We start from the raw sequence: 13,460 nt of genomic DNA on the forward strand, positions 1-13,460 counted from the left end.
GGAGGGAGGTACAAGAGCGGGAAGGGGCAGGCAGCGCGGCCTCAGCCCATGCCGACGAGGGCTCGATAGAGCGGCTCGTAGAGTTCACGGACGAGCGACTTGTCGATCGGGGTGGGTTCCGGCGGGGCCTCGGCGCCGTGAACTACGACGTCGGACTCGTCGAAGTAGGGGGCCAGTACGGCGCGCATGCTCGCCAGCAGGCTGGTGTCCGGGGTGTCGACGGCCTCGAATCCTGCCTCGCGCGGTGAGAAGGCAGCGTCCACGAAGGCCACCCTGGCGGGTACTCCACCGCGTACGAGACGGCCGATCACCTGCCACATCACGACCAGCTGGTCCCAGGTGAAGGCGACCTTCTCCTCGTCCCGGAGGCTGGACCAGGCCAGTCGGCGGGTCAGGTACCGGTTCCACTGGCGGCGGGCGCGACTACGGAAGCCGATGGCGGCCTGGTGCGGTGTCGCCGCCGCGAGCGTCGCCTGCGTGAAGACCCTGCCAGTGTCGCGGAGCTGGCGTACCGCCCAGTCGTTGATCGACTGGATGGCGAGGGCGATGTCGTCGGGCCGGGGGTGGGGGCGGGCCAGGAAGTAGACGCTGCCGATGGCCGCCTTGCCCGTGCTCAGCACGATGTTGTGCCCTCGTTCGACCGCGAGCAGAGGCGCGACCAGGAGCTCACCGCCCACCTTCGCGAAGGACCGCACGTCACCTCGGGTCAGGGTGCGCACAGCGGGGTCCTCCGGCAGCCGGGCCCAAGCGGTATCGACGTCCGCGTCGTCCGACACCAGCTGGACGACCCGGCCGTTCCACTCGGGCACGCCGTTGAGGTACTCGGCCGCGCGCCGCGCTTCGTCGTAGCTGCCGACGAGCAGCAGGATGCGCCGTCGGTCCTGGTCGGGGATCTCGTCCAGCTCGGTATCGAGCATGCTCGACGCGCCGGGCAGGCTGCGGTCCGGGACCGCGAGCTGCCGGAGCATCTCGACGAGCGCCTGGGGCCGCTCCTGCGGACGACAGCCCGACAGCCGCAAGGGCCGCGGCCCTGCGCTCCCCGGCCAGTGGAGGAATTCCTTGCGGAACTCGGTGCCGAGGACGGCCTCGACATCCTCGTCGCGCGGTCGGAGCACGGCCCCCACCTCGGCGTGCAGGTGGTACCGGCTGGAGGTGCCGGCCCAGCTGGTCGCGGACATGAGCAGTACGTGGGGGGCGGGTCGGCCGTCCACCCGGCACAGGTCGCCCATCCGCATGAGGAGTTCGCGTCCCACCCCGTTGCAGTGGAAGAAGCGCAGCTCACCGCTGCGGTCGCCGTCACGCTCCGGGTCCGTGAGACGGAACTGGAAGCCGAGGACGTTACCCATCGGCGATTCGGGGATGACCGCCTCGTAGTCCTTGGGAGGCCTGCGGGAGAGGACGTTCGAGGCGTTCTCCAGGTGGAGTGCGGCCTCGACCCGCGGCCAAAGGATGGTCATGAAGTCGAGTCGGCTGTGGAGCGCGGCGAGGAGCAAGGTGAACTCGAAGCGCCGGGCCTGTACGTCGATCCGGTCGAGGACTCCGGAGTCGTGACCCACCACGGAGGTGAGGGTGGATCGGAGCCGTTCGCGGGTGCGGGCCCCCTGGGGAGCGTGGAGCAGTTCGAGGGTCAGGTGGACGAAGGTGTTGACCAGGGAGGTCACCTGGTCGTCGTCGCCGGTGATCTCGTGTTCGTGCAGGGGGTCGTCCCGGAAACGGAGCAACGCCTCGTCCAGCAGCCGTGCTGCGGGCGGCGGCTGGTCACCGGCGTCCCGGCCCGGGAACCAGCTGTCGATCAGCAGGTTGTGCAGGGTGAACGCGCTGAAGTAGTCCACACTGATCCATTGCCGTAGTTCTCCGTCCTTGACCAAGAGGGAGTAGAGCCGGTCGGTTGCGGCACTCACGGTGTTTACGGCGTTCGTCCAGTCGTCGACGTCGCGCTCGGACAGCTGGAGGCGGCCGTCTCGGGCCATCTGCTGGAACTTGTGCACGGCGACCTCGTCGAACCAGGAGTTCGGATAGGTGCCGACGAGGGTGGTTGCCGGGGCGAACACCGTGTCGAGCTGCATCTGCACGCGGTCCGCTTCGTCGACGATGATGAGGTCGCTGAGTCGGCAGGCGAGTTCCAAGTAGCGGATCTGCTCGTCGTGCTGGTGCTGGGGAACAGCACTGTGGACCAGCCCGGCGGGGGTCGCGACCCATACGCGGGCGTCGACGAGGTCCCGGGCGCCACGGTGTCTCGGGCAGCGGTTCCACAACGGGCACAGTCGCCTCTGGGGCTTGGTGCGCGGCCTCCGGACTGCTGGGCTCTCCGCTTCCAACAGCGGATCATCAGGGGTCTCTTCCTGGTCCACGGCCGGGTACAGCCCGAGGCACGGGGCTTCCCTGATGCCGAGGGGCCTGCGTGCCTCCATGCCGCGCAGCACGTCCACGGGGCAGGCGCTGCTCAGGTACGCGAAGCCGGAGTGGTCGTGCCCCAACATGGTGTCGGCGCCCGCCACCGCGGAACGGCGGTGCAGCCGTCCGATGTTCCGTTCTCGCGTGGAGTGGCCGAGGACGGGTGCGGCCGGTACCCCCAGCCGGTTGAACAGCTCCACGACGGCCAGGGCTTCGGCCACGTCGCCGACCACCAGGGTGACGCGGCGCGACATGTAGGTGACCAGGTGGAAGGTGAGGATGTCGCGAAGTGTCGATTTGCCCGCACCGACCATGCCGACCATGTGGAGCAGCTGGTCGATCCTCAAGCGTTCGCCCCGGGTGAAGCGGCCGAGGGCCTCGTCCCGGACGAGAAGCCGGACACGGCTCAGTCGATCGCACCATCCGCTTCGGGGACCGTCGGCGGCCTCCTCGGCCCCGTCCATGGTTTCGGCGGCCGTCTCGAGTTCCCTCCAGGTGACGTCGATGGGTTCCCCGCGCCCGGCGGGCAGCGCGTCGAGGGCGTGCGACCTGGGCAGGGCGCCGGGCAGCAGGTCGTCGGTGATCCGGACCGAGTGGATCCGGTCCTGGGCCCGGAAGGTGTGCTCGCCCGCCTCGGCGAGCGGGAGGCGGCGGGTCGCGAACTCGGGGCCGGAATTGAGCAGTTTCTCGAACACCTCGAATCGGCGCGTCGCCCGGGCCGGTACGCGTCGGTGCGGCACCGCATCGACGCCCGCCAGGTCGTATCCGCGCAGCTGCTGCGGCACGCGCAGGTACGCCTCCAGCGCCTCTGTCCAGGCGTGTCCGCGTCTGAGGACCCACAGGTGGTGGCGCGCGCGCAGAATGCGCAGCCGCTGTTCGTCGGAGCGCACGTCCCCGAACGCCTCGCTGTAGGGGTATCCGCCGAGCAGTGGCCACACATCGATCGCGGCGCGCGTGGGCGCCACGCTCTGCAGCAGGTACAGACCCAGCTCAACGTCGAGGAGATCGGCGGCCCGGAACGCCCCGAGACCGTCCGGCCATACGTCGGTGAGTTGGCGGGGCGAGCAACGACGGTGCCAGCCGCTGCGATCACGCATGGTGGTCTCCTTCGGAGCGGGGGGATGCGACTTCCGTCAGGCCGGCGACCCGCCCGGCGATCTGCTCGGCCACGAGACGCAGGAAGGTCCGGTCGTCGAGCAGGGTGATGCGCCCCGTGAGCTCGTCGGGAAGGTTCCGGCGGAACTGTCGTCCGTACGCCTCGTTCTCGCGGAACCGGTAGCGGGGCACGACCAGGAAGGCGCGGTCGAAGGGCGGTTCGGCCCGGAACGGGGTGAGCGTGCGAGCGAGCAGGACGGGGTTGACCCGGTCCTTGACGTCCACGGCCCAGTACCGGCCACCGGGCATCGGGACGCGCAGGTCGTACGCGTCGAACTGGGGCCACATCTCAGGGTCGATGCCGAAGCGTCTTTTGAGGGCCGCCCCGATGTCGTGCTCGGCCAGGCCCGGGCTGGTGACGAACATCCGCAGCGGGCGACTGAGCTGGTACAGCCCGCTGCGGTCGGGGCGTACCGGGACCGCGGTGGCGGCCGTGGCGTCACGGCGGCAGCGGTCCAGCTCACAGCGGTGACCGCCACCCGGCAGCGGCACCATCAGGCAGCGACAGCGCCCGCACTGCCGGTAGCCGCCGTCGCTCCGATACGTGACGGACACGGGTTCGTAGCACTGCCTGATGACGTGGTGGAGCAGAAGTCCGCACTGCGGGTCCCCACCGAGCAGCGCGAGCTCCGCTCCGGTGAGCACGGGCCGGGAGATCAGCAGGGACCGGAAGGCGGTATATGCCGCAGGCGCGCCTGCGGCCCGGCACACGGTGAGGGCCTCCAGCATGCGCTGGTTCTCGAAGATCTCGGCGGCGGGGTCCGCCGCGTCGACCTCCCATTCGAAGCAGAGTTGGTGCGGCAGCCTCGTCTGGGGATCCACGAGCGTACCGGCGGCCCCACGCGCTTCGGGAGGCAGCTTCAGCGGCCATTGCCTTAGCGGTCGTTCGCAGGCCCAGCTCACCATCCCGGGGACGCTGTCGGGCGGTTCGACTCCGCTCCGCAGGCAGTGCAGGACCAGTCGGTTGTACGCGTTCTGAACTTTGGCTGGATAGACCGGGTGGGGCACGCCGCGCTGCCGGGAGAGACGGACCAAGGCACTGGCGACCTCCCGGAGCAGAGATTCGTCCGAACCCACGACGGGTCGGGGCGGCGGGGCGGATCGGACGACCTCGGCGCTCCGTGTGGTCTGGGTGCTCATGCCGCTTCCTCCGTGTCGGCCGGGGTCTGAGCGCTCGGGCACCATCGCGAGACCGGACATTGGCGACAGTGCCCGCCCGGCCTCGCCTCCCACGCGCGGTCCGAGCGCCAGGGGTCGGCGTACCGGCGGAGAACGGCTCCCGCCTTGGCCAGGCGTTCCGCGTCCATCGGGTCGATCACGTGGGGGTCGGATCCGTCGGGACGGAGGACCTCCAACTCAACCCTCGATCCGGAGGGGTCGCCGCCCAGCTCCGCCCGGGCGAGCAGGACGACGGCCAGCGCGAGCTGCGGATACACGTCCAGGAGGTCCTTGCCGATGCGGTGCGGGGTGCGGGTCGTCTTCAGTTCCCGCCAGATCCAGGAGCCGTCCTCCTGGTAGAGCAGGTCGGGCTTGACCACTACCAGGGCCTGGGCCGCCGTGTCGTGGAACACCCGGGTCGGTTCGCACTCGACCCGCTCGATGGCCTCGGGAAGCTGGAACGGGCACGAGTCCACGTGCTGCAGGAGCATGCGGCGACCCGTCTCCGCTTCCTCGTCCGGCACCCTCCACCGGCCGGCGGTCCAGTTCTCCCCGTACGGGGGCATGTCGTCGCGCGTACAGGGGACCGGGCCCGTGCGGCGGTGCAGCGCCTCGATCCAGCCGTGCACGGCCTGACCGAGCTTGGCCGCGTCGCCGTACTCGTCGGCCTTCGGCAGGTGCAGGGAGCGCAGCAGTGATTGCGCCGGGCAGGCGGCGTGGTACCTGAGGTCGCTGATGGACACCTTGCGCAGCGGCAACCTACTGGAGGGCAGGGCCAAAACCCCCGGAGATCGGGACACGGCGCCGCACCCGGTGAACTGCTTGCAATCGAAGCAGGCGGCCCCGGGGCGCTCTGGTCCGCCCCTGACCACGCTCCTCACGTGGGCGTCACCGTGGGCCTCGTAGTACGCCTTGGCCTCCTCCGCCGTTCCGTCGAACTGAACGGTCCGTGATCCGTCGCCCAGGCCGACCTCAATGATCCTGATTCTCGCGACGCGCCCTGGAGGCCCCTGAATCGCGAACTCTTCGTTCCAGCGACGCGGCCACGCCGCATCGGCCCCGAACGCCGCGGTGTACGCGGCGACCGCGATCTCGCCCCGGCTCGATGTGCGTGCGTCCCCGTGCCTGAGCCTCCGGTACTCGCGCACTGTGCCGTCGGCCGACTGGTAGCGGCGCCACCATGCGTAGAGCTCCCAGCGCCGACCGTTGTCCTTGTGCACCGCCCAGTACGGCCGGACGGGAACGAAGGGGTCCGGACCCCGGCTCGTGTACTGCCGCACCGCGTGCTCCACGTAGATCCGGTGTCCCTCGTGCAGGGCGGGCTGGTGGCCGGACAGCGCGTCCAGCGCCTCCTCCACCGTGGAGCCGCTGAACTCGATCCGGTCCAGCACCGCACACACAGGACCGAGCGTGAAGGTCTCGTGCTCCTCCCGGGGAAGCTGCGACGGCACCCTTGCCCGAAGGCCCGGCCGGGCCTTCGCCGCATCGCGGGACGGGCAGCCGTGCGCCTCGTCCGTTCCCCCGCCGGTGCCCGGCCCGATCCTGACCGGACCCTCGTTCCCCGTCATCCATTGCGGCGCACGCCACGGCACGTCGTCGGTCACGGCTTTCCCCTCCTGGTCGAAGCACGGAGATCCACCGGCCGTCGCTAACCCCGAGGCCGTGTCGCCGAGCGTAGCGCACAACTTTGGAACTCCTTGGAGAAGTTTGGAAATGGAAGGGATCGGCGGTAGAGTGCGCCCATGACCGCATCGCTGGAGGATCTCGAGGAACGCCTGTCGCGCCTTCGCGCCCTCCTGCGAGAGGCCAGACGGGCCCGCGACAACGTGGCCACCGCTCGCATCCGCACCGAGCTCCGCGAGGCGGAAGTCGCGTGGGAGCAGGCCTTGGACGCCGAGGAGGGGGAGGGGGCAGCTCCACCTGTCTCTTCACCCTCGCCGCCGCCCAGCGGAACCCCGGCACCCACCCCCACCGCTGGGACCGCATCCCGCTTCCGACCTCAGGCCCACGGAAGACAGCCCACCCACGGCGCCGTCCCGGTCCGCGAGCAGGTGCACCAGGCACTCACCCTGCTCGGCGCTCCCGCGCCGCCGAAGCTGATCTCGTCCGTGTACGAGGCGTTCTTCACCGAACCGCTGATCGCGACGAAACTCGCTTCGCTCCGCCGCGACGAGGAGAGGTCCTTCAGCGCACAGGGCTACGCGCGCCCGTATTACATCTGCGCTACCCTCGCCCACGACCGACTCACCCCCGCCCGCGGTCTCCTCGCCGTGTCCGTCTGGCCCCTGGAACGGCGCATAGTCGGTCCGCTGAGTCCGCGCACCGACTTCCTGATCCATGCCATCGGCACCGCCGAGCAGGTCCTGCGACTCGACGCCGCCGGCTATCCCGCGTCCGATGCTGCCCACCAACTGCTGCGCCGTTTCGCGCTCAACATCCCCGGCGCGTACGACGACGAGCAGATCGACCCCGAGCGCGTGATCTCCGCGGCACGCACGGAGGCCGCAGTGCACCAGGAGGCGGACGATTCATTGCGCCGTGCGGCCGCCAACCGCGCTCGTGGCCAACTCGCCGACCTGCAGCAGCTCTTCGGGGCCCCGCCCATGCACGACGCCCTGCGCGGTTCGGCCGGCTTCACCGCCTGACCGACTGCCGGATTCCTCCGGTGCCGCCACAGAATTACGCGTAAGAAGAGAAGATGCCTCCGCAGCACCCCTCTGCCCCCTCCCCGGGAAGGCTCGCCGTCCTCCGTGGACCGCGTCCTCCACAGGAGTACACGGCACGCAAGATCACTGCCCTCACGGCCAACCCTGCCTGCGCCCGCCGCGCCGTACTCGACGCAGCGGGCGTGGACAAGGCCCTTCTTGCCCAACGCCTGGGTCATGAGCCGCGTTTCGGCCGGTCCCCCTTCGCGATTCGGCGCGAGCAGAGCTTTGAGGCCCTGGTGAAGTGGGGCGGATATGCAGAGCTCATCCGTCTGCTCCGGGAACAGCTCGACGCCCCCGTCGAGGAAGCCGCGGTGGCGGACCTGTCCGAGGTGGGCGGCGAGACTTCGCTCGCCGTGCGAGCGGGCGAGACCCGGCGGTTTCTGACCCGACTGGCCTCGGGAGTCGACGAGCGGCTGATCCTGGACCGACCCGTCCTGACCTTGGAAGTCGCCGGCCAGACCGCCCACGTCATACCGCAGGCCCTCAGCCACCGTACGGGCGGACAATTCTACGTAGTGGAGATCCGCTCCTTCGCGGCCATCGACGGCCAGGCGAACCCGTCGGCGGTCGCCCAGACCACGAAACAGGCCGCGGTTTCCGTGCTCGCCCTGCGGCAGACCTTGACCGAACTCGGCCTCGATCCCTCGGTGATCGCCCACGAGTTCCTTCTCATCTGCCCGAAGGACTTCTCCAACCGTCCCTACGGAAAGCTGATCGACCTCCGCCAGGAACTCGATGCCCTGCGGTTCCAGCTGTCCCGTCTGCGCAGGGCCGACGATCTGGCGCACACCCTCTCGCTTTCCGCGACCCTCGACACCGAACGGCCGGAGGCCGAGATCGACGCCACGATGCGCGAGTTGGAGGCCAGCTTCACCCCCGACTGCCTCTCGTTCTGCGAGATGTCCCGGTACTGCCGGGACGAGGCCACGGCCTGCGCCTCCCCCGCGCGACTTGGCACAATGGTGCGCAGCAGCCTGCCCGGCATCGACTCCACCCGAACCGCCCTCCGCTGCCTCGACGGCACCAGCGCCCCGGGCTCCGCCGAGGAAGCGGTCATCAACAGGCTGCGGGCCGCCGAACATCTCCGCCGGCTGCGGGGAGGTGCGACCCCATGAACGCCATCGCCACGGTGGCTGCCCTCCGGGCCTCCGAGTCCGGAGACGCCGAGCGGCTAACGACCGTGCGTCACGTGCACCTGGACGACGCCCCCTTCGTTCTCGTCCCCCTCACCCTCGCTGGCGAGGCCTGCGCCCCGCTGGCCGCACTCGCCGGCACGGATCCCGACCACCCGGCGCTCCTGACGGTCCGCCACCCCCATGACCAGGTTGACCGATTCGGCTTCGTCGAGAGGCTCGGGGACCTCCTCCTGCCCTACATCGAGGAGTGCCGCGCGGCACCGAAGGAGCCGTACACGGTCGGGCGCGGGAAGGACAAGGAGGAGCGGGAACGGCCCCTGCGCGCACCCCAGTTGCTCGTCCCGAACACCGGGGGGATCTCGTACGTCCGGCTGCTCGGCCGCCTGACCCGACTGCGCGCGACGGACGGTCCACACTCGGTCTCCCTGTCCGTCCCCCTGCTCGGCAAGTGGCTGACCTGGTTCGCCGACCGGGCCGAGTTCCCGGACTCAGGCCTGCTCCAGGCCATGACGCGGTCCCTCTCCGCCCACTGGGCCACCGGGCAGAGCCCCGCCCAGGACGCGCACCTGGCTTCCCTGCTCGGCTGGATCGATCCGCCCGCCGGACGCACCGGTGCCGAGACCGCCCGGGAGCGCGAGGATCCCGCGACGTGGCCGCCCGCGGGCCCGGCGACCGACCCGGTCTTCGATCGCACGCTCGACGAGCTGATCGCGAAGTACGACAGCGCGCCAGGGCAGCGGGGGCAGGACGCCGCCGCCCGCACCATCGACCATGAACTCCGGGCCCAGATGCTGCCGACGTGGCAGCTGATGTGGCAGGGAATCAGCCGGCTGCGAGAGCTCCCTGCGGGGGAGCACGTCGCCCGCCGACGAGCCTTCGACCGACAGCTGTTCGGCGAGTACGCCGCCTATCTGAACGACGACGGCCGACCCCAAGCCCGCCGCGACCACGCGGTGGGGGCGGCCCGACGCCTCGCCCGTATGGAGGAGGCCCAGGCACGGTACGACGCCGAGCGCGCGTACGACGATCCGCTGGTGATGGCGGAGTACGAGCTGACGGGAGATGCGTTCACGGGCCTCGTCACCGCTCGGGACGAGGGGCGGACCGTCCCGGGGAAACGGCCCGGATCTCCGCTGTGGCGCCCGACCATCACCCTGCACTGTGACCTCCCAGTGTCCATGGCGGCCGGGACGTCGGTCAAGTGCCCGGCCAGGCCCGGACAGAAGGCCGAGATCCTTGAGGTGATTACCCACGGAGCCGGAGCCGGAGTCACTGTCCTGATCCAGTTGAACGGCGGCTTCGACAACAAGCGCAAGCCCCCAGCACCTGAAGGGACCTTGGCCGACCTGGGAGAGACGGTCACCTTCACCTCGATCGACCCGAGGAGCATGCCGTCTTCGCTCCCGGCCGAAGAGGACACTCCCTGGACCCACGGCGGCCCACCGCAGCCGTACGAACCCACCGACGAGGACGCGGAAGAGGTTTGGGAATGACTGCCACCCCGGAGGACGGCAACGACGTGTCGCCCGGCGCGCTCGCCGACCGGGCGGTCGCCGAAGTGCTGTCCGGCCTCGATTCCACCGCCGGGCGGGGAATCGTGGTGGACTCGCCGCCCGGCGCCGGAAAGTCCACGCTGGTGAAGCGGGCCACTGGCCACCTGACGTCGGCCGGCCATCAGGTCATGATCGTCGCGCAAACCAACGAGCAAGTTGACGACCTGGTCGACAACATCGCCCGGGAGTATCCCGATGTCCCCATCGGTCGCCTGCATGCGAGCGGGTTCGCCCTGCCCGAACGAGTACGCCGGCACGGCAGCGTGCGCGGCAGCAACGATGCAGGCGACCTGCGCCACCTACCGGTCGTGGTCTCGACCGCCAAGAAGTGGTCGTACGTGACCCCTGAGAAGTGTCCACCGTGGCGCTGGGCCATCGTGGACGAGGCGTACCAAATGCGATCGGACGCCCTGCTCGCGACGGCGCCCTTGTTCAGCGGCGAAGGATCGCGCGCCCTCTTCGTCGGCGACCCCGGCCAGCTGGACCCCTTCGCCACTGTCGCCACCGACCGCTGGCACGGCCTGACCTGGGACCCGCTCCGCAACGCCGTCGACGTCACCCTGGCACACAACCCCGACCTGTTGCGGCTCAAACTCCCCGTCTCCTGGCGGCTGCCGGAAATGGCAGCTCCCCTGGTGGAGAAGGCGTTCTACCCGTTCTACCCGTTCGTCTCCGGGAGTCGGGCAGGAGACCGCGTGCTCTCCTACGGCACCGCTCCGCACGGGGTGACTCCGCCAGATGCTGTACTGGCCCGCGCGGCCGAGTCCGGATGGGGCCTGCTGGAACTCCCCGCCCAGCACACCCTCGATGACGACCCAGAGGTCGCCGACGCCCTCGCGGACACCGCGGCCCGACTGCTGGCACGCGGGGCTCTCGTGAACGGCGAAACGCTCACCGCGTCTCGCATCGCCATCGGTGCGGCCCGCACCGTCCAGGCTGACTCGGTTCGCACGCGGCTGCACGCACGAGGCCTTACGGACATCACGGTGGACACCGCCAACCGCCTCCAGGGGCGTGAGTTCGACGTCACCTTGGTCTGGCATCCGCTCTCCGGCCGCCAGGACGCCTCCGCCTTCCACCTCGAGACCGGCCGTCTGTGCGTCCTCCTCTCCCGCCACCGCTTCGCCTGCATCGTGGTGGCGCGGGCCGGCATCACTGATCTCCTGGACCGTCATCCCCGCAGCAGCCCGGTCTACCTCGACGTTCCGCCGAAGTTCCCGGACGGCTGGCGGGCACACCAGGTGGTCATGGAGTACCTGGAGGGCGAAGCCCTGCCACGCCCATGAACCATAGGAGCCCTTGGCCGAGTGTTTGTGAACCTGGAGCCAGAGGCTGTAAGCGAGTGGCTGACGAATGAGGCTGGCGCCCGGCCGGGAACCATTCCAGCCCCGGCATACAGGGCAGGATCCCGACTCAGACAGACGCCAGGTCACCCAGAGCTCTGTGAAGGGCAACACCCGAGGATGGCATCGCCGCAGCCAGCTTTCGCACGTCCTCGTCGGTCAGATACCTGTAGCTCTGCGGTGGATGGAACGAGCCGGTGGCTCGGAGGGACGCCAGCGGGACGGGCACCTCGAAGCTGACCGGTTCCTCCAGCGAGAGACCACTGGCCCGTGTCGCTCCGCTCATATATTCGTCGTACTCGCGCCGACTGATGCCGGTGCTGGTACGGCTGGTCGTCCAGACTTCACGAGGGGTGGCCACCTGTACCGACGCGATCCGCGCCATGCCCACGATGGCCATGGTTGGTGCGGTCGCGTACAGGAGTACGGGCGTCCCGGGAGGAGCGGCGACGCGCTGACGGCGCACTTCCACCGTCTTCGTTCCGGCCAGGATCGCCGTCGCGAACCGCGGGTGGACGGACAGCAGCATCGCGCGCTCCGGATCGTTCACGTCTTTCGGTGCCCCTCTTCGTAGACGGCCTGGAACAGCGCGTCGCTGATCCTCGACAGCGACATCAGCGACAACCGTAGCCCCAGCCCTTTCGCCAGCGCGGCCAATCGCGAATGCGTCACCTGTACGGGAAACAGCTCCGTGTCCGAGAACCTGAGCGCCATGACCCTGCCCGCATCACTGGCCGTCCGACGCACTTCGGGACGACCATATACGCCCAGGTGTTCGAATTGCGAGAAGAGGGTGTCCGGATCGCCGATGACCACCTCGTCGAGCCGCGAGCAACCGATCACCATCTTGCCCTGTTGCCCGGCGATCCCCTCGCTGACATACCAGAGGATCCGGGCGGGAACGCTCTCTCCGCGATGACCCGGGGACCTGTAGTAGACGTGCTCACGGCTGATGCCGAGCACGTCGTCGCGCGGCACGAGCATCGCCGGGACGTTGAAGAGCTCCGTGGACCAGCGCGGCTTGACGGGAGCGATGAAGGACGGCAGAGCCGTGTCGACGAGCTTCGCCGGCCACCAGACCCTCTCGGCGACGCTCGCGATCTCCGGTGACACGTGGGTGTCCAGACGAGGCGTCACGCTACCGAGTCGAGCCGCGATCTGCCCCGCAGCCGTTGAGACTTCCTCCGCCGGCCCGCACACATCGACGAGGAGCGCGGTGAAGCCGTTCTCGTCCTCGACGAAGCCGTCTCCACCCGCCGCAGCCATGGCCGCGCGGGAGAGGGACGGATCGGTGATCCGTACGACTTGGGCCTCCCTCTCCCGGCCGATCCTCTTCAACATGAAGAGCAACTGTCGGGCGATGGTCTCCTCAAGCGGGTGCGACGCGGTCCGAAGGATCGGAACGGTCAGGGTAGGGCCGTCCAACGCCCAAACGTATAGGGCTACAGGGTGTCCGTCGCCGTCCCGGAGCAGTTCCCTGCGCCACAGCACCCCACCTTGGGAAAGACCCTTCAAGCGCTCCGCGAACGCTGCCCCTCCGTCGCCGTCCCGCTCGAAGAAAGCGACGAGCCCGTCTTCAGTACCGTGCTCGACTTCCGTAGCGGAGAAGGCCGTGCCCATGAGATCGGCCGGTCGGTACACCTGGGCTTGGCGGAGTTCGTCCACCTGAAGCGTCACCGCTGCCGGAGAGACCACCTTGACGCGTGCGACGGCCCAGGCGATGTCGGCCAATCGCACAAACTCGGGCTCTCGGGTCACCAACACCTGCAGGCCGGCACAGGAGGTCTCGGCCACGTACCGCAGACGAGCGCGCAGGTCGCCATCGAGCGTGACACCGGGCAGCTCCTTGCCCACGGCCGTGATCAGCTCCTGCTGGCGGGCGACCACTGCGGCGGCGTCGGGCGTCAGGACACGAAGCCTAAGGGCTGTCCCGTAACTGATCTCCGAGTCGCCTCGGACGTGGTTGGCTGCGGTGCGGGCCGCTTGCCTATCCGGCGAGGGCGAGGTTGTGCA

At 69.6% G+C, this 13,460-nt stretch carries 9 protein-coding genes; 4 read left to right on the top strand and 5 right to left on the bottom strand.

The window, feature by feature from the left end; all coding sequences use genetic code 11:
- Positions 1-41 precede the first annotated feature (41 nt).
- From ACZ58N_RS32145 to ACZ58N_RS32155, 3 genes are read right to left on the bottom strand one after another with little or no spacing between them, the layout of a single operon-like run.
- Positions 42-3,491 carry a pPIWI_RE_Z domain-containing protein gene (locus tag ACZ58N_RS32145; protein WP_471167082.1) on the bottom strand — a complete coding sequence of 1,150 codons (3,450 nt, stop codon included), beginning with the start codon at positions 3,489-3,491 and terminating at the stop codon, positions 42-44.
- Entirely contained in the window at positions 3,484-4,749 is a 1,266-nt protein-coding gene (locus ACZ58N_RS32150; RefSeq protein WP_471167084.1) for a pPIWI_RE_Y domain-containing protein, read from the bottom strand. Before ACZ58N_RS32150 ends, ACZ58N_RS32145 begins: the two co-directional genes overlap by 8 nt.
- Complete coding sequence (locus tag ACZ58N_RS32155; RefSeq protein ID WP_471167087.1) at positions 4,686-6,107, bottom strand: PD-(D/E)XK nuclease family protein; 1,422 nt, start codon at positions 6,105-6,107, stop codon at positions 4,686-4,688. Before ACZ58N_RS32155 ends, ACZ58N_RS32150 begins: the two co-directional genes overlap by 64 nt.
- Positions 6,108-6,449: 342 nt before the next feature.
- Between ACZ58N_RS32155 and ACZ58N_RS32160 the strand changes: the two genes are divergently transcribed.
- The 4 genes from ACZ58N_RS32160 to ACZ58N_RS32175 all read left to right on the top strand — a co-directional run bounded on the left by ACZ58N_RS32160 (position 6,450) and on the right by ACZ58N_RS32175 (position 11,390).
- Positions 6,450-7,352, top strand: a complete 903-nt coding sequence (locus ACZ58N_RS32160; protein ID WP_471167090.1) for a hypothetical protein — start codon at positions 6,450-6,452, stop codon at positions 7,350-7,352.
- A 203-nt stretch (positions 7,353-7,555) separates the two neighbouring features.
- The gene (locus tag ACZ58N_RS32165; RefSeq protein ID WP_471167092.1) at positions 7,556-8,530 is read left to right on the top strand and encodes a hypothetical protein; all 975 of its coding nucleotides are present in this window, start codon (positions 7,556-7,558) and stop codon (positions 8,528-8,530) included.
- Positions 8,527-10,044, top strand: a complete 1,518-nt coding sequence (locus tag ACZ58N_RS32170; RefSeq protein ID WP_382540210.1) for a hypothetical protein — start codon at positions 8,527-8,529, stop codon at positions 10,042-10,044. Before ACZ58N_RS32165 ends, ACZ58N_RS32170 begins: the two co-directional genes overlap by 4 nt.
- Positions 10,041-11,390: an AAA family ATPase gene (locus tag ACZ58N_RS32175; protein ID WP_382540207.1), complete on the top strand. Its 1,350-nt coding sequence runs from the start codon at positions 10,041-10,043 to the stop codon at positions 11,388-11,390. The genes ACZ58N_RS32170 and ACZ58N_RS32175 overlap by 4 nt, the downstream gene beginning before the upstream one ends.
- A gap of 127 nt (positions 11,391-11,517) precedes the next feature.
- Here ACZ58N_RS32175 and ACZ58N_RS32180 read toward each other — a convergent pair whose 3' ends face one another.
- Positions 11,518-11,997 (bottom strand): ASCH domain-containing protein, encoded by a 480-nt coding sequence (locus ACZ58N_RS32180; protein ID WP_471167096.1) that lies wholly within the window; start codon positions 11,995-11,997, stop codon positions 11,518-11,520.
- The coding region (locus tag ACZ58N_RS32185) for a PIN domain-containing protein (protein WP_471167099.1) at positions 11,994-13,460 on the bottom strand (1,467 nt) is incomplete at its 5' end. The genes ACZ58N_RS32180 and ACZ58N_RS32185, both read right to left, overlap by 4 nt.

Source organism: Streptomyces sp. NPDC040432 (genome assembly GCF_055595445.1).